Raw genomic sequence first — 20,116 nt, 5'->3', positions numbered from 1 at the left:
AAAACAGCCACCTACATAACTTTCAGCAACCATTTAAATATCTGAAATGCGACATCGCCACCGTTGACCCTGAAGTCGCTACAGCTTCTAGACTGCGCACGTTTTTCGCAGCCTGGGTGAACTTCCCTGCGCCTGCGGCACCCCTCTTCATGCAATTACCCGGTAACTATCCATGAAAATCCTGCTCATCGAGGACGACCACAAGACGGCCGACTACCTGCACCAGGGCCTGAGCGAAAGCGGCTATGTCGTCGACCGCGCCGACAACGGCGTCGACGGCCTGCACCTGGCCCGGCAGTGCGCCTACGACCTGGTCATCCTCGATGTGAACCTGCCGCAGATGGACGGCTGGGAGGTGCTCGCCAGCCTGCGCCAGCACAGCGACATCCGCGTGATGATGCTCACCGCCCGCGGCCGCCTCACCGAGCGGGTCAAAGGCTTCGACCTGGGCGCCGACGACTACCTGCTCAAACCCTTCGAATTCCCCGAACTGCTGGCCCGCGTGCGTTCACTGCTGCGCCGCAGCGAACGCATCGACCAGCCGCAGGTGCTGCAGATCGGCGGGCTGGAACTGGACCCCGGCCGCCATCGCGCCTACCGCGACAGCCAGCGCATCGACCTGACCAGCAAGGAGTTCGCCCTGCTGCACCTGCTGATGAGCCGCAGCGGCGAAGTGCTGTCGCGCACGCAGATCATTTCGCTGGTCTGGGACATGAACTTCGACTGCGACACCAATGTGGTGGAAGTCACCATCCGCCGCCTGCGAGCGAAGATCGACGACCCCTTCGCCGACAAGCTGATCCACACCCTGCGCGGCGTTGGCTACGTGCTGGAAGCCCGCCCATGAAAGCGCCCAGCCTGTCGTTGCGCATCGGCCTGTGGGTCGGCCTGCTGGGCTCGGTGCTGACCCTGCTGCTGCTCACCCTCGCCTACCTCGCCCTCGACCACCAGCTGGACCAGCGCGCCCATCGCGAGCTGGAGGACAAGCTCGGGCAACTGCGCCACGCCCTCGACGCCGACCCCGGCCTCGCCGCCCTGCCCCTGCGTGGCCATGCCCTGCAGGACCAGTTGATGGGCCACGACAACCTCAGCGCCGCCCTGCTCGATGAACAACGCGGGCGGCCGGCACAGTTCAGCAGCGGGCCGAATGCCGATCTAACGATCCTCGATGAGTTCGCAGGCAACGGCCGTGCCTTTGCCTGGACCGCGCCGGACGGTCGCCGCCTGCTCACCGAACGCAGCCTGATCCGCCTGCGCGACGGCAATACGCTGCGGGTGTTCCTGACCCTGGATCGGCGTGACGACGACGCCCTGCTCGGCGCCTTCCTGCGCTCCGCCTGGCTGGCGGTGCCGCCGCTATTGCTGCTGATCGCGCTGGGCGCGCGCCTGGTGGCCAAGCGCGGCCTGCAGCCGCTTCGCCAATTCGGCCAGGTGGCCTCGCGGGTCACCGCCCAGGACCTCAGCCACCGCATTCCGCTGCAGGACCTGCCACGAGAACTGGGCAAGGCCGCGCGGGCGCTGAACCTGATGCTGCACCGGCTGGATGGCGGCGTGCAGCAGCTCACGCAGTTCTCTGACGACATCGCCCACGAGCTGCGCTCGCCCATCGGCAACCTGCTGGGCAAAGCCCAGGTGACGCTGTCGCGGCCCAGGGAAAAGGCAGAGTACGAAGCGGTGCTGGCGGCGAGCACCGAGGAGCTGGAGCGGGTCGGGCAGATCGTTTGCGACATGCTCTTCCTCGCCCAGGTCAGCCACCCGCGGGCGCTGCTGCCGCAGGAGCCGGTGCGGCTGGAAGAGGAAGCGGAGAAGGTCGCCGAGCTGTTCGCTTTCAGCGCCGAGGAGAAATCCCTGCGCATCGTCATCGAAGGCCACGGGATGGTGGTGGGCGACCGCCTGATGATCCAGCGTGCCATTTCCAACCTGTTGTCCAACGCCATCCGCCACACGCCCGAGAGCGAGCGCATCAAGGTGCAGGTGAGCGACGACGGCGCTGCCGTGACGCTGCAGGTACACAACCCCGGCGCGGGGATTGCCGCCGAGCATCTGCCGCATCTGTTCGAGCGCTTCTACCGGGTGGACAAGGGCCGTTCGCGGGCACAGGGCGGTACGGGCCTGGGGTTGGCCATCGTCCGTTCGATCATGGAGCTGCACCTGGGCGCGGCCAGCGCGCAGAGCTCGGAGGAAGGGCCGACGCGCTTCCTCCTGAAGTTTCCGGTTGCATCCGACTGAATCAGCGGGTGGTGCGGCAGGCCACGCGCTCGGTGCGGTATTCGATGGCCTGCTCGTCGCCGAAGGAATCCTTGTAGCGCAGCTGCACCGGCACCACGCCGCAGTCGGTGCTCAGCGGTGTCACCGCGACGACTTCGGCGATGTCCAGATTCATCCCGTAGGTGTACTGCTTCGCCTCGGCGATCTGCGTCGGCGAAGGCGCGCCCTGGCGAGCCTGCATGACTTGCTGGCGGGCCTGTTCCATGCGGGCGAAGGTGATGTCGCCGCCACCGTCGGCCATGGCCAGGGAGGAAGCACCCAGCAGGGCGGCGCTCAGGAAGATGCGGGAGAGTTTCATGGCAGTCACCTCATGGTGGTTGAAAGTGACTCCACCTTAGGCAGCCGTCGCTAACGGCAAGCTGAGGCCGGCATGACGATTCAGTTATCCGGCGCATCGGCAAGCCTGCTGGATTCCACCGCTCATCCGTGCATTTCCCCATTGGTGAACTCTCGGCGTCCGGGCACTGTCTGTGTGCTGTCGGCCCACCGGGTGGGGCTCCTGGCCATTGGCTAGCTGTCGAGTCCTGAACCGGCCCGTTCTGAATAAATCGCCCGGCCGGCGTTTTCGCTCCCGCACGGCGGGTTTCGTTCCAAGTCATGTGAAGATTGCCCATGTCCCTATCGCGTCGCTCCCCCGCACGAGTTTCCCCCCTCCAGACCCGCGCCCTCGGCGCCTGCCTGTTGGCCGGCCTGCTGGCCGCCGGCGCCCCGGCCCAGGCCGAGGAGCCCGCCAGCAACGCGCGTTGGGTGAACGACAGCCTGAGCACCTACGTGCGCAGCGGCCCCACCGATGGCTACCGCATCGTCGGCACCCTCACCTCGGGGCAGAAGGTCCAACTGGTCAGCACCTCCGGCGACTACAGCCAGGTGCGCAGCGACAGCGGCAGCAGCGTGTGGATCGCCAGCAAGGACCTGCAGGACAAACCCGGCCAGGCCGAACGCTTGCCGGCGCTGGAGCAGAAGGTCACCGAGCTGACCACCCAGCTGCAGACCATCGACGACTCGTGGAAGAACCGCGTGCAGGGCATGCAGGAAACCCTGGATGCGCGCAAGAAGCTGATCGACGAACTGCAGGCCGCCCGCAGCTCCCTGGACGCCGAACTGAACCAGGCGCGCTCGCAACTGCGCGATGCCCAGGCGCAATTGGGCGACGAGAACAAGCAGGTGCTGATGCGCTACATGGCCTACGGCGGCAGCATCGCCGGCGCCGGCCTGCTGGCCGGGCTGATCCTGCCGACCATGCTGCGCGTGCGGCGCAAGCGCCAGACCGAGTGGGTCTGACCCCGCCCTCCTGAACAACAGGTCCGTAGGGCGCATAACCCGGAACGGGTTATCCGCCGATAGCGGCGGGTAACGCTGGCGCGTTATCCGCCCTACGAATCTCTGCCGCCCTCCCCGGCGAACGCTTGCGTAGGATGGCGTGGAGCGCAGCGATACCCATCAGTTCCAGCACACCAGTTCCAGCACACCAGCGGCATGGGTATCGCAAGCTCCACCCATCCTACGTTCGCGCTCCACCTTGATAGCGATGCAGCTGGGAATTCCGCCCGCGGACAAGAGCGCCTGCGCCGGGCAGGTTCGCGAGCAAGCTCGCTCCTACGAAAAGCAAAAAGAAACGGCGCCCGCAGGCGCCGTTTTCAGCTAGGCAAAACCTCAGCCGTTGGACTTCTTGATGATCGCCTCGGCGATGTTCGCCGGCGCCTCGGCGTACTTGGTGAACTCCATCGAATAGCTCGCCCGCCCCTGGGACATCGAGCGCACGTCGGTGGCATAGCCGAACATCTCGCCCAGCGGCACCTCGGCGCGGATGACCTTGCCAGCAGGCGTGTCCTCCATGCCCTGGATCAGCCCGCGGCGGCGGTTGAGGTCGCCCATCACGTCGCCCATGTAGTCCTCCGGCGTCACCACCTCGACCTTCATCACCGGCTCCAGCAGCACCGCGCCGCCCTTCTGCGACAGCTGCTTGGTGGCCATGGAGGCGGCGATCTTGAACGCCATCTCGCTGGAGTCGACGTCGTGGTAGGAACCGTCGAACACCGAGGCCTTCAGGCCGATCAGCGGATAGCCGGCGAGCACGCCGTTCTGCATCTGTTCCTCGATGCCTTTCTGGATCGCCGGGATGAATTCACGCGGGATCACCCCGCCGACCACTTCGTTGACGAACTCCAGCCCATCCTTGCCCTCGTCGCCCGGCTCGAAGCGAATCCAGCAATGGCCGAACTGGCCACGGCCGCCGGACTGGCGGACGAACTTGCCCTCGATCTCGCACTTCCTGCGGATCGCCTCGCGGTAGGCCACCTGCGGCTTGCCGATATTGGCCTCGACGTTGAACTCGCGGCGCATGCGGTCGACGATGATGTCCAGGTGCAGCTCGCCCATGCCGGAGATGATGGTCTGCCCGGTCTCCTCGTCGGTCTTGACGCGGAACGAGGGGTCTTCCTGGGCCAGCTTGGACAGGGCGATGCCCATCTTCTCCTGGTCGGCCTTGGTCTTGGGTTCCACGGCCACGGAGATCACCGGGTCGGGGAAGTCCATGCGTTCGAGGATGATCGGCTTGTCCAGTGAGCACAGGGTGTCGCCGGTGGTGACGTCCTTCATGCCGATCAGTGCGGCGATGTCGCCGGCGCGCACTTCCTTGATCTCCTCGCGCTGGTTGGCGTGCATCTGCACCATCCGGCCGACTCGCTCCTTCTTGATCTTCACCGAGTTGAGCACGGCGTCGCCGCTGCTCAGCACGCCGGAATAGACGCGGGCGAAGGTCAGAGTGCCGACGAAGGGGTCAGTGGCGATCTTGAAGGCCAGCGCGGAGAACGGTTCGGCGTCGTCGGCGTGGCGCTCCAGGTGCTTCTCCTCGTCGTCCGGGTCGGTGCCGTTGATCGCCGGGATTTCCGACGGCGCCGGCAGGTAGTCGATCACCGCGTCGAGCACCAGCGGCACGCCCTTGTTCTTGAACGAGGAACCCAGCACCGCCGGGACGATCTCGTTGGCCAGGGTGCGCTGGCGCAGGCCGGCCTTGATCTCCTCGAGGGTCAGCTCCTGGCCTTCGAGGTACTTGTTCATCAGGTCGTCGTTGGCCTCGGCCGCGGCCTCGACCATGTGCGCGCGCCACTCGTCCGCCAGCGCCTGCAGCTCGGCCGGAATCGGCTCCTCGGTGTAGCTGGTGCCCTGGTCGGCGTCGTTCCAGACGATGGCCTTCATCTTCACCAGGTCGATCTGCCCGGCGAAGTTTTCCTCCGAGCCGATGGCCAGCTGGATCGGCACCGGGGTATGCCCCAGGCGCTGCTTGATCTGCGCCACCACGCGGAGGAAGTCGGCGCCCTGGCGGTCCATCTTGTTGACGTAGGCCAGGCGCGGCACGTGGTACTTGTTGGCCTGGCGCCAGACCGTTTCGGACTGCGGCTCGACGCCATCGGCGCCGCTGAACACCACCACCGCGCCGTCGAGCACGCGCAGGGAGCGTTCCACCTCGATGGTGAAGTCGACGTGGCCGGGGGTGTCGATGATGTTGAAGCGGTACCTGTGGTCGTACTGCTTGGTGGAGCCCTGCCAGAACGCCGTGGTAGCTGCCGAGGTGATGGTGATGCCGCGCTCCTGCTCCTGCACCATCCAGTCCATGGTCGCCGCGCCGTCGTGGACCTCGCCCATCTTGTGGTTCACACCGGTGTAGAAAAGGATGCGCTCGGTGGTCGTGGTCTTGCCGGCGTCGACATGGGCGACGATGCCGATGTTGCGGTAAAGCTCGATGGGCGTGGTGCGAGCCATGGTGTGCTCCGTATCTGCTGGTTGACTGCCGGGCCTGCTGCTGCGGGTCCGTTGCCTGCGCGGGACGGCGGGAGGAAGTGCGACGTCAGAAAATTCTGCGCACAACAGGCTCAAGGTAGCGCGTCTTCGTGGCAATTCCAGTGACGCCCCTTCGCCGGCGCTGCAGTCCGACCGGCTGCGTCCTGGCGGCATTGCGCTGGGGGGCGGGAAAACTCTAAAATGATAGGCATTCTCAAATGAAAATCTGACGCACGCACTGTGGCCCTCGTCGAAACCCCGTCCCCGCAGCATCTGCACACCCTCTACAACGAGCACAACGGCTGGCTCCAGCAGTGGCTGCGCGGCCGGCTGGGCAACGCCTGGGATGCCGCCGACCTCGCCCACGACACCTTCCTGCGCCTGCTGCGGCGGCCGCTGGAGGACCTCGGCGAGCGCCCGCGCGCCCTCCTCACCCATATCGCCAAGGGTCTGCTGGTCGATCGCTGGCGGCGTCAGGAGATCGAGCGTGCGTACCTGGAGAGCGTCGCGGCGCTGCCCCTGGACCTGGCGCCCGGCCCGGAAACCCGCGAGCTGATCCTCGAAGCCCTGGAACGCATCGACGCCGCCCTGGGCGAACTGCCAGCGCTGACCCGCGAGGCCTTCCTGCTGTCGCAGCTCGACGGCCTGACCTACCCGCTGATTGCCGAGCGCCTGGGCATCTCCCTGGCCAGCGTGAAGCGTTACATGCGCGCCGGTTTCCTCGCCTGCCTGAGCGTCGCCTGATGCACGAGCAGCCGCTGGACCCCGGCATTCTCGGCGAGGCGGCCGACTGGCTGGTGCGCCTGAACGAACAGCCCGCCAGCAGCGCCGACCTGCTGGCCATCGAACAATGGCGTGCGCGCAGCGCCCAGCATGCCGAAGCCTGGCGCCGCGCCGAAGCTTTGCTCGGGGTGCGCCAGCTGCCCCCCGGCGTGGGCCGGCAAAGCCTGCAGCGCAGCGGCCTGAGCCGGCGGCAGATGCTCAACCGCCTGGGCGTGCTGATGGCCGTGGCACCGGCTGCCTGGCTCGCCGCACGGCAGCTGCCCTGGGCAGAATGGAATGCCGACCTGCGCACCGCCGTGGGCGAGCGCAAACACCTGCGCCTGCCCGATGGCAGCCAGATCACCCTGAATACCGACAGCGCGGTCAACGTGGTCTTCAACGGCCGCGAGCGCCGCCTGAGCCTGCTGGAAGGCGAAATCCTCGTCGACGCCCTGCCCGACCCGCGTCCCTTCCTGGTCGACAGCCGCCTTGGCCGGCTGCGTACTCCGGCCGCGCGCTTCAGCCTGCGTGACCTGGGTAATGCGTGCAGGGTTGCGGTGCTCGATAAAGAAGTGAGCGTCGAGTTGCCCGGGTTTGCTAGCCAGACGGTCGGCGCCGGGCAGCAACTGGAGTTTGGCGCGGGCGGCTTCCAGTCCCTGCAAGCGGCGGACGCCAATGCCAGCGCCTGGGAAAACGGCATGCTGCTGGCCCAGGGCATGCGCCTGGACGACCTGCTCGGCGAACTGGGCCGCTACCGCAGCGGCTTCCTGCGCTGCGACCCGCGCCTGGCGAGCCTGCGCGTGACCGGCGCAATCCCGCTGGGCGACAGCGATGCGGGCCTGGCATTGCTGGCGGACATGCTGCCGGTGAAGCTGCGGCGGATGACGCGCTACTGGGTCACGGTGGAGCCGGCGTGAACGACCACCTCCATCGTAGGGCGCATAACCCGGAACAGGTTATCCGCCGGTCCCAAATGGCGGATAACGCTGGCGCGTTATGCGCCCTACGAACTGCTGACCGCCCTTGTCATGAGCACCTTTGCAGGATGGGTGGAGCCTAAGCGATACCCATGCTGCCTGCGCACGGATCGATGGGTATCGCTGCGCTCCACGCCATCCTACAAGAAGCAGTCCTGCCCAGTTGGGGAGCGCCCCCACGGGGTGCTCCTACAAAAATCGTTGCCTGAAATTTTTTCGCCCATCCCTGACACCTTTTTCGCTCTCGCCCGGTGAAGAGGAAAACAACCTCTCTCTGCCGACAGGAACACTCCATGCTCCTCCGCTCCCGCCTCCGCCCCCATTCGCTCGCCCTGGCCATCGGCCTGGCCCTGACCGGTGGCGCTGCGCTGCCGGTGCTGGCCGCCGATGCCGCCAGCCAGCAACGCCAGTACGACATCGCTCCCGGTCCGCTGGGCGAGGTGCTGGCGCGCTTCGCCGCCCAGGCCGGCGTGCCGCTGGCGTTCGAGGCGCAGACGCTGAATAGCCGGCACAGCGCCGGCCTCAAGGGCAGCTTCGCCCCCGAACAGGGGTTGGAGCACCTGCTCGAAGGCAGCGGCTATCGCCTGGTGCACAAGAGCAGCGGCTATGGCGTAGAGGCCGCCCCCGATGACAGCGGCGCCCTGGAGATGGACGCCACCACCGTCAGCGGCGCCGCGCAACTGCCCGGCGAGCTGCCGCCCGCCTATGCCGGCGGCCAGGTCGCCCGGGGTGCGCAGCTGGGCATGCTGGGCAAGCAGGACATCCAGGACGTGCCTTTCAGCTTCGCCAGCTACACCGCCAAGACCATCCAGGACAGCCAGGCGCAGACCGTCGGCGACGTGCTGCTCAACGACGCCTCGGTGCGCCAGGGCAACGGCTACGGCAACTTCTCGCAGATCTTCGTGATCCGCGGCCTGCCGCTGAGCACCGACGACGTCTCGCTCAACGGCCTGTACGGCGTCACCCCGCGGCAGATCATCGGCACCGAGTCGCTGGAGCGCGTCGAGCTGTTCAAGGGCCCCAACGCCTTCATCAACGGCGTGACGCCCAGCGGCAGCGGCATCGGCGGCGCGGTCAACCTGCAGACCAAGCGCGCCGAGGACACCCCCACCCGCAGCCTGACCCTGGGCTACGGCAGCGACAACCAGATCGGCGAGCACCTGGACCTGGGCCAGCGCTTCGGCGAGGACAACCGCTTCGGCGCGCGGGTCAACCTGGCCCAGCGCGAGGGCGAGACCGCCGTCGACGACGAGAACCAGCGCTACAAGCTGGCCACCGTCGGCCTGGACTACCGCGGCGAACGCCTGCGCCTGATGACCGACTTCGGCTATCAGAAGCAGCGCATCAACCAGGGCCGCCCGGTGGTCTACGTCGGCAGCGGCGTCACCAGCATTCCCCACGCCCCGGACGCCGACCACAACTACGGCCAGTCCTGGAGCTACTCGCAGCTCGAGGACAGCTTCGGCATGTTCCGCGCCGAGTACGACCTCAACGATAGCTGGACCGCCTACCTCTCCGGCGGCGCCAAGCACACCCGCGAGAACGGCGCCTATTCCGCGCTGACCCTCAACGACAACACCGGCAATGCCGGCGGCGGCACCATGGACGCCACCCACGATGAGGACAACAAGAGCGCCATGGCCGGCCTTAACGGCCACTTCGCCACCGGCCCGGTCAGCCACCAGATGAACCTCAGCGTCGCCGGCATCTGGGCCGAGCAGCGCAGCGCCTACACCATGGCCACCAAGCGTTACCCGACCGACCTCTACCACCCGGTGCAGACGCCCAAACCCGCGCCGACCCTGGCCGGCGGCGACTACAGCGATCCGGGCATCGTCGGCAAGACGCTGAACAAGAGCGTGGCCGCCGCCGACACCCTGGGTTTCCTCGACGACCGCGTGCTGCTGACCGTCGGCGTGCGCCGCCAGAGCATCGGTACCGATGGCTGGAACTACGTGGGCAAGCGCACCGCCAGCTATGACGAGTCGATCACCACGCCGGTCTACGGCCTGGTGGTGAAACCCACCGAGTACCTGTCGCTTTACGCCAACCGCATCGAAGGCCTGGCCGCCGGCCCGACCGCCCCCAGCAGCGCGGCGAACTTCGGCGAAGTCTTCGCGCCCAACCGCTCCAAGCAGGTGGAAGTAGGCGCCAAGCTGGACTTCGGCGGCTTCGGCGGCAACCTGGCCTTCTACCGCATCGAACAACCCTTCAGCACCACCGACCCGGACTCGAAGATCTTCAGCGTCGATGGCGAGCAGGAAAACCGCGGCGTCGAGCTGAACCTCTTCGGCGAGCCGGTCGACGGCCTGCGCCTGCTGGCCGGCGGCACCTGGATCGACACCGAGCTGAAGAACACTGCCGGCGGCAAGACCGACGGCAACCGCGCCGTGGGCGTGCCGACCTTCCAGTACAACCTGGGTGCCGACTGGGACGTCCCTGGCCTCCAGGGCGCCGCCATCAACGGCCGCGTGCTGCGCACCGGCGGCCAGTACCTGGATGCGGCCAACGACTTGAGCATCCCCGCCTGGACCCGCTTCGACCTCGGCGCACGCTACGCCTTCAAGGTGGACGAGCGCGACGTGACCCTGCGCGCCAACCTGGAGAACGTCGCCAACAAGGCCTACTGGGCCTCGACCATCGGCGGCTACCTGACCCAGGGCGATCCGCGCACCCTGAAGCTGTCGATGACCGTCGACTTCTGAGCCTCCTTCGCGACAGGGATGTCGCCCCCTCTTCCGCCTCTTCCGGCGCTCCCGGCGGATTGCCGTCGGACGGTTGTCCGGCGGCAAGGCTTTGGAAATCAATCCCTTGCGACCCCTGGAGCGAACCTCGCCGACAGAGCGACACGGCGTGACTGGATCGAACCGGTCTTCCGGGTCCATGCTAGTTGCTCGCCCATTTGCCGGAGTTCGCCCCATGAGCGAAGCCATCACCATCGATTTCGTCTCCGACGTGGTCTGCCCCTGGTGCGCCATCGGCCTCAACGGCCTGCTCGAAGCCATCCGCCGGGTGGACGGCGAGCTGACCGTGGAGCTGCGCATCAAGCCGTTCGAACTCAACGCCGACATGCCCGCCGAGGGCGAGGACCTGGTCGAGCACCTGCAGCGCAAGTACGGCAGCAGCGCCGAGGAGATCGCCCGCAACCAGGAAAACCTGCGCGCCATGGGCGAGGAAGTCGGCGTGCACTTCGACCTGAAGAAGCGCAGTCGCATCTACAACACCTTCGACGCCCACCGCCTGCTGCACTGGGCGGCCGAATCGCGCCGCGACATCGCCCTGAAGCAGGCGCTGCTGCAGGCCTACTTCGGCGAAGGGCGCGACCCGAGCGACCCGCAAGTGCTGCTGGAAGTGGCCGTCAGCGTCGGCCTGGACGCGGTGCGCGCGCGGGAAATCCTCGACAGCGACGCCTATGCCGACGAAGTGGTGGCCGAGGAGGATTTCTACACCAGCCACGGCATCCGCGCCGTGCCCTCGGTGATCCTCAATGGCCGCCAACTGATCTCCGGCGCGCAGAGTACCGATTACTACGAGCAGGCCCTGCGCCAGGTGGCGCGACAGGCGCCATTGCCGCAGTGAACCTCGCCCCCTCATAAAGCCTGCCTTGCGCAGGCTTTATGTTTTGCGCAGGAGCGAGCTTGCTCGCGAACCCACTTGATACTGGTGTTGCCGGAACGCACTGTTCGCGAGCAATGGCTAGGCGCCCCCCTCGATCCTACAGCTCCAGCCCACCTCCGGTTCAATCGAGGACATCCGGCGTTCCCGATGGCGTAGGAGCGGACCTTGTCCGCGAAATCTCACCGACGACTCCAGGGCAACAGACCTGCGCCTGACCGTAGGGCGCATAACCTGAAACAGGTTATCCGCCGATCCCAAAGGGCGGATAACGCTGGCGCGTTATGCGCCCTACGGAACTGGCGTGGCCGGAACGCACTGTTCGCGAGCAATGGCTAGGCGCCCCCCTCGATCCTACAGTTTCAGCCGCCTCCGGAGCTCCCGATAGCGTAGGAGCGGACCTTGTCCGCGAAATCTCACCGACGACTCCAGACCAGCAGGCCTGCGCATCACCGTAGGGCGCATAACCTGGAACAGGTTATCCGCCGATCCCAAATGGCGGATAACGCTGGCGCGTTATCCGCTCTACGGAAAGCTCCCTGTCCGTCCCCATTCGCCTGCGGCAAAGCAAAACGGCGCCCGAAGGCGCCGTTTCTGGTGGAGCGTCAGCCGATCAGAGTGCCGACCAGCCGTCCATCTGGCCGCCCAGGTCGGCCGAGTGCTCGGACAGCAGCGCGGCGTAGCCGCTGATGTGCTCGTGGCTGAGCTCCATCACCGGGTAGGCCAGGACCTGCCAGGGCAGCTTGTCGTTGCCGTCGTACTCGGAGTACGCCACCTTCTGCCCGTTCTGCAGCAGCATGATGGCGAAGTCCAGGGCGGACTGCTCGTCCGGGAAGATCACCGCGAACTCCACCTCATGCTCGAGGGAGAGGTCTTCGCCGTCTTCCTGCAGGGCCCACAGGGCGTCGCCGATTTCGTCGTCCGGGAAAAGCTGCTTGTCGCGGCTCATGTCACTGCTCCAATTCGTTTCACAAAGTGCCCGGTGTGGGCACGCCCGCGCAGGATACCCGTCCTGCGTGACAACTGCCGGAAAATCTCGCCGGCACCATCGCCTTCGCTGATGTCCACCATCACGGCCTTTCACTTCCGCGCCGGCCCGCACCGCGCGAGGATGCCTCATCGGCCCTGCGCCTCCCACATCGAGCCTGCGACCATGCACAGCCTTGAGTCGGCCTACCGCATCACCTACATCACCCTGGACGAGGTGCAACTGCACTTCGAGACCCAGATCGCCGTACCCGACGAGGACGGCGGCCTCGCGCTGCTGCAGGCGGCCACCTCGCCGACCGAGCGCCGGGCACTGCGTGAGCTGATCCGCGAGCAGGCCCAGCCGGTTCTTCCAGCGTAGACCCTGAATAACAAAAGCCCCGCCTGAGCGGGGCTTTTGTTTCAGGCTGCCAGCCTCACGCCTGCAGCTGATTGCCGATCGGCAGCGTGCGGATGCGTTTGCCGGTCGCCGCGAACAGCGCGTTGGCCAGCGCTGGCGCCAGGGGCGGCACGCCCGGCTCGCCGACGCCGGTCGGCGGTTCGGCTGACGGCACGATGTGCACCTCCACCACCGGCATCTCGTTGATACGCAGCACCTGGAAGTCGTGGAAGTTGGATTGGTCGACCTTGCCGTCGGTCAGGGTGATGGCGCTGTGCAGCGCCGCCGACAGGGCAAAACCGATCCCCCCTTCCATCTGTGCCTTGATCACGTCGGGGTTGATCGCCAAGCCGCAATCCACGGCGCAGACCACGCGGTCCACCTTGAAGCTCTTGTCCGCCTTGTAGGTCACCTCCACCACCTGGGCGACGAAGCTGCCGAACGACTCGTGCACGGCGATACCACGGCCACGCTGTTCGCCGTCCTTGCCCTTTTCCAGCGGCGCCAGCCAGTTCGCCCGTTGCGCCACCAGTTCCAGCGCGCCGCGATGCCGCGGATGTTTCGCCAGCAGCTTGCGGCGGAACTCGTAGGGGTCCTGCTTGGCGGCGATGGCCGCTTCGTCGATCAAAGTCTCGGTGGAGAACGCCGTGTGGGTGTGGCCCACCGAGCGCCACCACTGGGTCGGCACCGTGACGTTTTCCGCCAGCGCCTGTTCGACGCGCAGGTTGGGCACGGCGTACGGCAGGTCGGCGGCACCCTCGACGGCGATCTTGTCGACGCCGTCCTTGACCATGAACTTCTCGAACGGCGTGCCGACAATGAAGGACTGCCCCACCAGCCGCTGTTCCCAGCCCACCAGGTTGCCCTGGGCATCCACCGCCAGCCGCGCGCGGTGCAGGAAGGCCGGACGGTAGTAACCGGCGCGGGTGTCGTCCTCGCGGGTCCAGACCATCTTGATCGGCACCTTCACACCCTGCTCGCGGGCCGCCTTGGCGATCGCCACGGCTTCCAGCACATAGTCCGAATGCGGGTTGGCGCGGCGGCCGAAGCTGCCGCCGGCGTACAGCTGGGTGATATTCACCTGCTCGGGCGGCATACCCAGCAGTTGCGCCACCGACATCTGGTCGCCGGTCTGCCACTGCTCGCCGTTCCAGATCTGGCAGCCGTCCTCCTTGAGGAACACCACGCAGTTCAGCGGCTCCATGGCGGCGTGCGCCAGATAGGGAAACTGGTATTCGGCCTCGATCAGGTGCGCCGGCTTCTCCAGCGCCTTGCCGATGTCGCCGTCGTTGCGCGCCACCAGGCCCGGCTTGCTGGCCATGTCGCGGTACTGGGCGAAGATTTCCTTGCTGCCCATCTTGAAGGCCTTGCTCTCGTCCCACTCGACCTGCAACGCGTCACGGCCCTGGCGCGCGGCCCAGGTGTTCTTCGCCAGCACCGCGACGCCGGCGAAGCGCCGCTCGCTGCCGGGGAACTGCACCACGTCGACCACACCGGGCACGGCCTTGGCCTTGCTCGCGTCGACTTTCGCCGGCACACCGCCGAAACGCGGCGGGTGGGCGACCACCGCCACCAGCATGTCCGGCAGGTGCACGTCCTGGGTGAACTGCGCGGTACCGTCGGTCTTGGACGGGCTGTCCTTGCGCGGCAGCTGCACCTGGCCGATCAGCTTGAAGTCCTTCGGGTCCTTCAGCTTTACGTCAGTCGGCACTGGCTGTTTCGCTGCCGCCTCGGCCAGCTCACCGAAGCCGGCCTTGCGCCCGGAAGCCGGATGGCTGACGACGCCGTCGTGCACTTCGATCTGCTCGACAGGCACCTTCCACTGCTCCGCCGCCGCGCCCACCAGCATGGCGCGAGCACTGGCGCCGGCCTTGCGCATCTGCTCGTAGGAGTTGGCCATGGCGTTGCTGCCGCCGGTGCCCTGCAGGTTGCCGAAGGCCAGGTTGGCGTAGCGCTTGGCATCAGCCGGGGCGCCTTCGACCTGGACGTGGCTCCAATCGGCGTCCAGCTCCTCGGCCACCAGGGTGGCCAGGCCGGTGTAGCTGCCCTGGCCCATCTCCACGTGCTTGGCGATCACGGTGACGGTGCCGTCCGGGGCGATGCGCACGAAGGCGTTGGCTTCGAAATCGCTGGCCGCCTGGGCATCGCCCAGCTTGCCCAGCAGTGGCGCGAAGTAGATGCCCAGGGCCAGGCCGCCAGCGCCACGCAGGAAGCTGCGGCGGCTGACATTGAGGATGCTGCCGGCCTGCGCCGGTTGATTGTCGAGTCGGGGTACGAGCATGACTTCTTATCCTCAGGCCAGGGTCTGGGCGGCGTCGTGGATGGCCGCGCGGATCCGCGCATAGGTGGCGCAGCGGCAGATGTTGCCGCTCATGGCGGCGTCGATGTCGGCGTCGCTGGGCTGCTTGTTCGAGGCCAGCAGCGCGGTGGCGGACATGATCTGCCCGGACTGGCAATAGCCGCACTGCACCACGTCGAGCTTGCGCCAGGCATCCTGCACGGCCTTGCCGGCGGCCTGCTCGGCCACCGCCTCGATGGTGGTGATCTTCTTGCCGGCCACCGCCGCCAGCGGGGTGACGCAGGAGCGCGTCGGCTGGCCGTCGATGTGCACGGTGCAGGCGCCGCACAGGGCCATGCCGCAGCCGTACTTGGTGCCGGTCAGCCCGGCGACATCGCGAATGGCCCAGAGCAGCGGCATCTCGCCGGGGGCATCGAGTTCATGGTCCTTGCCGTTCAGGTTCACGGTAATCATCAGGAGATTCACCTCTTTTGTGGGTGATGGAAGGCGGGTATCCGAAGGCCTGCGCAGCGCAGCGGCCTCGTCGCGCGATGGATTGAGCCTAGGCCCACGCACCGGCCGGTGCCGCGACGATACGCGAGGAAGGCGCCGAGCGGTTTGCCTGGTTCTCCCGACGCTTGCCTGATACTGCGGCGCATGTAGCGGTGTATAGACAGCTCTATTTCGGGTCATTGCGGCCTAGAGGTTTATTCGGAAGCCCCACAGAGCTCCACGTAGGATGGCGTGGAGCGCAGCGATACCCATCGATCCCACGCGCAGACCGCAGGGTGAACACCAGCGTGGTCGATAGCCAATCGCGGACGGAGTCCGCTCCTACGCCGGTCGGCACCCACGAAGCCGCAATTGTAGGAGCGAGCTTGACTCAGGCGCCGCAGGATAGCTCGGTTCGCGAGCAAGCTCGCTCCTACAAGGGCCCGTCAGCAGGCATAAAAAAGCCACTCCGAAGAGTGGCTTTCTGGATCACCGATGCAGGATCACTCCGGCATCTTCATCACCACACGGCCGCCGCCCGGGCAGGTTTCCATGTAGTAGTTGGCGTCGCGGTACTGGGCGAAGTCGAACACCCGGTCGATGCTCGGCTTGAGCAACTGGTCGGCGGTCATCTGGTTGATCGCGGTCAGCGCCCGTTGCACGGCTTCGTCGTTGCGGGTCAGGCCGATCTCCGGTTGCCCGGTGAAGTCCAGCACGCAGTGGCGGTAGAACTGCAGGTGCTTCTTGAACGCCGCGCAGGCCGGGAAGGCGGCGTCGTTGCCGCCGTTGATGCCGTACAGGATCAGCTTGCCGCGCGGCGCAGCCACGTCACCCAGCAGCTTCATCTGCGGGCCGGCGCACTGGTCGAGGACGATCTCCACGCCTTCACCCTTGGTGAAGCGCTCGACTTCCAGCACCAGGTCCTGCTCCTCGGTGTAGATGATCTTGTCCGCGCCCAGCCCTTTGAGAAACTCGCGGGTTTCCTCATGGCTGGTGGTGGCGATCACCTGGGCGCCGAGCGCCTTGGCCAGTTGCACCGCCTGGGGTGCCAGGCAATGGCCGGCCTCGGTGATCAGCACGCGCTGGCCGGGCTTGATCTGCGCCAACTCCACCAGGGCGAAGTAGGAATACAGCAGACCGGTGTAGTGCACGGCAGCTTCGACCGGGCTCAGGACGTCCGGATAACGGGTCAGCGAGGTGCGCGGCACGATGACGTGGTCGCCCCAGGCCGGGTACAGGTTCGGCGAGTTCGCCGGGAAACTGGCCACCGCCACGCCGGGTTCGAGGTCTTCAACGCCCTCGCCCACGGCTTCGACGATGCCGGAAAGTTCATAACCGATGCCCGCCGGCAGCTTGGCCTGATCCGGGGCGAGGTTCTGCCGCCAGAGCACGTCGCGCCAACTGACGCCCAGTGCCTGGGTACGGACCAGCACTTCACCCGGCCCCGGTTGCGGGGTCGGCATTTCCTCGATCTTCAGGACCGAGGCGTCACCGAACTGGTGGAAACGGATCATGCGGGACATCACATACCTCGCCTTAGTAGTGCTCATAGCCACGGACTCTATCCGGGCTTTGGGGGTGACGCCACCGTTCACCATTGATAATTGACATAAACGGCGATGATTCCGCCCGCTTTGCAGCCCTTGTCCGGCGCGGCCGCAAGGCTCTGCGCCGGGGCTGCCCAAGGGGCTGGGGCGCCAGGGCTCTTACAGAGTCTGACCACAGCGCCGGGGCGAGATTCTCATTAAAAAAGTGGAAATTGATCAAGGACTTATCTGACAGACTTGACTCAGGGCACGCTCGGCCTCACTTTTCCCCCATCGCCAGGGAGCCCCCATGAACCGCAACGACCTCCGCAAGGTTGACCTCAACCTGTTGATCGTTTTCGAGACGCTGATGCACGAACGCAGCGTGACCCGCGCCGCCGAGAAGCTGTTCCTCGGCCAGCCGGCGATCAGTGCGGCCCTGGCGCGCCTGCGCGGCCTGTTCGACGATCCGCTGTTCGTCCGCACCGGGCGCAGCATGGAACCCACCGCGCGGGCGCAGGAAATCTTCGGCCACCTCTCGCCGGCGCTGGATTCGATCTCCACCGCCCTGAGCCGCGCCGCCGACTTCGACCCGGCCACCAGCAAGGCGGTGTTCCGCATCGGCCTGTCCGATGACGTGGAATTCGGCCTGCTGCCGCCGCTGCTGCGCCGCCTGCGCTCGGAAGCACCGGGCATCACCCTGGTGGTGCGCCGCGCCAACTACCTGCTGATGCCGCAGCTGCTGTCCTCCGGGGAAATCTCCGTGGGCGTCAGCTACACCGACGAGCTGCCGGCCAACGCCAAGCGCAAGACCCTGCGCCGCAGCACCTGGAAGATTCTGCGGGCCGACTCGATTCCCGGTGCACTGACCCTCGATGATTACTGCGCGCGCCCGCACGCGCTGGTGTCCTATGCCGGCGACCTGGACGGCTTCGTCGACCAGACCCTGGCCGAGATGGACCGCAAGCGCCAGGTGGTGCTGGCCGTGCCGCAGTTCAACGGCCTGGCCTCGCTGCTGGCCGGCACCGACATCCTCGCCACCGTGCCCGAGTACGTGGCCCTGGCGCTGACCGCTGCCGGCGGCCTGCGCGCCGACGAACCGCCTTTCCCCACCCGGCTGGCGGAGCTGTCCATGGTCTGGCGCGGCGCCCAGGACCAGGACCCGGCCGAACGCTGGCTGCGCTCGCGGATCACCATGTTCGTGGGTGATCCGGACAGTCTCTGACCTTCGCAGCGGACTCAACCTGTAGGAGCGAGGGGGACGCCATCGTCATTGCTCGCGAACCGTCGTTCACCAGAAGCACCGTGGGATGCGGGTTCGCTTCGGTACGAGGATCAGGCTCTCCTGAAATCAGAGACCGGCTGTAGGGCGCATAACCTGGAACAGGTTATCCGCCGGCAAGCATGCGGCGGATAACGCCCGAGGCGTTATTCGCCCTACGCCTAATCACCCTCACCCCCGCCCTCTCCCAGAGGGAGAGGGAGTCGTCCGTACCGGCTGACGCAGTAGTTTCCTCCTGCACCGATCAGTCCCCTCTCCCTCAGGAGCGGGGCGCGTAGCCAGGGTCAGGGTGAGGGCAGCCCGAGCGCACCAGGCGATCGGGTAGCACCTTCGGGCAATCCCCGTGCCCACTCCTTCTATCTATTCCTGCGCATAGTGCAAAAGCATTTATCACTGCGCGTGATAATCAAAATCTGCTCGTTCGATTAGTTCCAGAGCGCCCTCTTGCGCAGACTCCGCTCCATCAGAAATCCCAAAACCAATTAGATCGCCGGAGTCTTTTCCATGGAGCGAAATCTGAACACCTTGCGTATTCCGTTGGCGTTGGCCGCCGTGCTGGTTCTCAGCGCCTGCGGCAAGGGCCAGGAGGCGGCACAGAACATGGCCGCCCCCAAGGTCAGCGTGGCGGATGTGATCGAACAGCCGATCAATGAATGGGACGAATTCACCGGTCGCCTGGAGGCTCCGGAATCCGTCGAATTGCGTCCGCGCGTCTCCGGCTACATCGACCGCGTCGCCTTCCGTGAAGGCGCGCTGGTGAAGAAAGGCGACCTGCTGTTCCAGATCCGTTCCAGGCCGAGGTGCATCGCCTGGAAGCCCAGCTGCAACAGGCTCGCGCCAACCAGACCCGTACCGTCAACGAAGCCTCCCGCGGTGATCGCCTGCGCGCCACCAACGCCATTTCCGCGGAACTGGCCGACGCCCGCACCGCCGCCGCCACCGAGGCGAAAGCGGTGGTCGCCGCAACCCAGGCGGAACTGGACAACGCCCGCCTGAACCTGTCGTTCACCCAGGTCACCGCGCCCATCGACGGCCGCGTTTCGCGCGCCGAAGTCACCGCCGGCAACCTGGTCAACAGCGGCCAAAGCGTGCTGACCACCCTGGTCTCCACCGACAAGGTCTACGCCTACTTCGACGCCGACGAGCGCGTCTACCTGAAGTACGTCGACCTCGCCCGCAAGGGCGGCCCGGACGCCCGTGGCACCAGCCCGGTGTACCTGGGCCTGACCGGCGAGGACGGCTTCCCCCACCAGGGCCGCCTGGACTTCCTCGACAACCAGGTCAACCCCAAGACCGGCACCATCCGTGGCCGCGCCGTGTTCGACAACGCCGCCAACCAGTTCACCCCCGGCCTGTACGCCCGCATCAAGCTGGTCGGCAGCGGCACCTACCCCGCCGCGCTGATCAAGGACGAAGCGGTCGGCACGGACCTTGGCAAGAAGTTCGTGCTGGTGCTCGACAAGGACAGCAAGGTGCAGTACCGCGGCATCGAGCTGGGCCCGAAACTCGAAGGCCTGCGCATCGTCCGCACTGGGCTGGCCAAGGGTGACCGCATCGTGGTCAACGGCCTGCAACGGGTTCGCCCGGGCGCCCAGGTCGATGCCCAGGGCGTCGAGATGGCCAGCAAGGAAACCCTCGCCAACCTCGAAAGCCAGCGTCGCGCGCTGGAGAGCTTCGAGGCGCCGAAGGTCGCCGAGAAGTCGACTAAACCGGGTGCGCCACGCGGCTGACCCCAACCCGTAATTCCTGAATCGATATACCAGGCCCTGT

15 protein-coding genes and 1 pseudogene are annotated in these 20,116 nt (G+C 66.5%); 10 read left to right on the top strand and 6 right to left on the bottom strand.

Annotated features, from left to right (window positions below; all coding sequences use genetic code 11):
- Positions 1-172 precede the first annotated feature (172 nt).
- Together HNP46_RS27685 and HNP46_RS27680 are read left to right on the top strand one after the other, a co-directional pair.
- Positions 173-847 carry a heavy metal response regulator transcription factor gene (locus HNP46_RS27685; protein WP_184595428.1) on the top strand — a complete coding sequence of 225 codons (675 nt, stop codon included), beginning with the start codon at positions 173-175 and terminating at the stop codon, positions 845-847.
- Complete coding sequence (locus HNP46_RS27680; protein ID WP_184595426.1) at positions 844-2,229, top strand: heavy metal sensor histidine kinase; 1,386 nt, start codon at positions 844-846, stop codon at positions 2,227-2,229. The genes HNP46_RS27685 and HNP46_RS27680 overlap by 4 nt, the downstream gene beginning before the upstream one ends.
- A gap of 1 nt (position 2,230) precedes the next feature.
- Here HNP46_RS27680 and HNP46_RS27675 read toward each other — a convergent pair whose 3' ends face one another.
- Positions 2,231-2,566, bottom strand: a complete 336-nt coding sequence (locus HNP46_RS27675; RefSeq protein ID WP_184595423.1) for a co-regulatory protein PtrA N-terminal domain-containing protein — start codon at positions 2,564-2,566, stop codon at positions 2,231-2,233.
- A 314-nt stretch (positions 2,567-2,880) separates the two neighbouring features.
- Here HNP46_RS27675 and HNP46_RS27670 point away from each other — a divergent pair, with 314 nt between their 5' ends.
- Entirely contained in the window at positions 2,881-3,549 is a 669-nt protein-coding gene (locus HNP46_RS27670; protein ID WP_184595421.1) for a TIGR04211 family SH3 domain-containing protein, read from the top strand.
- A gap of 372 nt (positions 3,550-3,921) precedes the next feature.
- On the opposite strand, the gene fusA is transcribed toward HNP46_RS27670, so the two are convergent.
- On the bottom strand, positions 3,922-6,030 hold the full coding sequence (fusA, locus tag HNP46_RS27665; RefSeq protein WP_184595419.1) for an elongation factor G: 2,109 nt from the start codon (positions 6,028-6,030) through the stop codon (positions 3,922-3,924).
- Between the two features lie 258 nt (positions 6,031-6,288).
- On the opposite strand from fusA, the gene HNP46_RS27660 reads away from it, so the two are divergent.
- The 4 genes from HNP46_RS27660 (at position 6,289) to HNP46_RS27645 (ending at position 11,366) form a co-directional block, all read left to right on the top strand.
- On the top strand, positions 6,289-6,792 hold the full coding sequence (locus tag HNP46_RS27660; RefSeq protein ID WP_184595417.1) for a sigma-70 family RNA polymerase sigma factor: 504 nt from the start codon (positions 6,289-6,291) through the stop codon (positions 6,790-6,792).
- Complete coding sequence (locus HNP46_RS27655) at positions 6,792-7,727, top strand: FecR domain-containing protein (RefSeq protein WP_184595415.1); 936 nt, start codon at positions 6,792-6,794, stop codon at positions 7,725-7,727. Before HNP46_RS27660 ends, HNP46_RS27655 begins: the two co-directional genes overlap by 1 nt.
- Positions 7,728-8,080: 353 nt before the next feature.
- A complete protein-coding gene (locus HNP46_RS27650; protein ID WP_184595413.1) occupies positions 8,081-10,492 on the top strand; it encodes a TonB-dependent receptor in 2,412 nt (803 codons plus the stop codon).
- A gap of 214 nt (positions 10,493-10,706) precedes the next feature.
- Positions 10,707-11,366, top strand: a complete 660-nt coding sequence (locus HNP46_RS27645) for a DsbA family oxidoreductase (protein WP_184595411.1) — start codon at positions 10,707-10,709, stop codon at positions 11,364-11,366.
- Between the two features lie 649 nt (positions 11,367-12,015).
- Here the strand turns inward: HNP46_RS27645 and HNP46_RS27640 are convergent.
- Complete coding sequence (locus HNP46_RS27640) at positions 12,016-12,351, bottom strand: ribonuclease E inhibitor RraB (RefSeq protein WP_184595409.1); 336 nt, start codon at positions 12,349-12,351, stop codon at positions 12,016-12,018.
- Positions 12,352-12,555: 204 nt separating this feature from the next.
- Between HNP46_RS27640 and ptrC the strand changes: the two genes are divergently transcribed.
- Positions 12,556-12,750, top strand: coding sequence for a type III secretion system co-regulatory protein PtrC (ptrC, locus tag HNP46_RS27635; RefSeq protein WP_184595407.1), 195 nt, complete (start codon positions 12,556-12,558; stop codon positions 12,748-12,750).
- Between the two features lie 55 nt (positions 12,751-12,805).
- On the opposite strand, the gene HNP46_RS27630 is transcribed toward ptrC, so the two are convergent.
- From HNP46_RS27630 to HNP46_RS27620, 3 genes are all read right to left on the bottom strand, one after another.
- A complete protein-coding gene (locus HNP46_RS27630; RefSeq protein WP_184595405.1) occupies positions 12,806-15,049 on the bottom strand; it encodes a xanthine dehydrogenase family protein molybdopterin-binding subunit in 2,244 nt (747 codons plus the stop codon).
- A 12-nt stretch (positions 15,050-15,061) separates the two neighbouring features.
- Entirely contained in the window at positions 15,062-15,520 is a 459-nt protein-coding gene (locus HNP46_RS27625; RefSeq protein WP_184595403.1) for a (2Fe-2S)-binding protein, read from the bottom strand.
- Positions 15,521-16,041: 521 nt separating this feature from the next.
- Positions 16,042-17,061, bottom strand: a complete 1,020-nt coding sequence (locus HNP46_RS27620) for a zinc-dependent alcohol dehydrogenase family protein (protein WP_184595401.1) — start codon at positions 17,059-17,061, stop codon at positions 16,042-16,044.
- A gap of 313 nt (positions 17,062-17,374) precedes the next feature.
- Between HNP46_RS27620 and HNP46_RS27615 the strand changes: the two genes are divergently transcribed.
- Both HNP46_RS27615 and mexE read left to right on the top strand, forming a co-directional pair.
- A complete protein-coding gene (locus HNP46_RS27615) occupies positions 17,375-18,289 on the top strand; it encodes a LysR family transcriptional regulator (RefSeq protein WP_260403286.1) in 915 nt (304 codons plus the stop codon).
- Between the two features lie 561 nt (positions 18,290-18,850).
- Positions 18,851-20,076: pseudogene (mexE, locus tag HNP46_RS27610) on the top strand (multidrug efflux RND transporter periplasmic adaptor subunit MexE).
- Positions 20,077-20,116: the final 40 nt, after the last annotated feature.

Origin of the sequence: Pseudomonas nitroreducens (assembly GCF_014204515.1) — a bacterium.
In the GTDB taxonomy this organism is placed as follows: Bacteria; Pseudomonadota; Gammaproteobacteria; order Pseudomonadales; family Pseudomonadaceae; genus Pseudomonas; species Pseudomonas nitritireducens_A.
The sequence above is the reverse complement of the archived record's forward strand: the minus strand, read 5'-3'. Positions and strand labels throughout refer to the sequence as shown.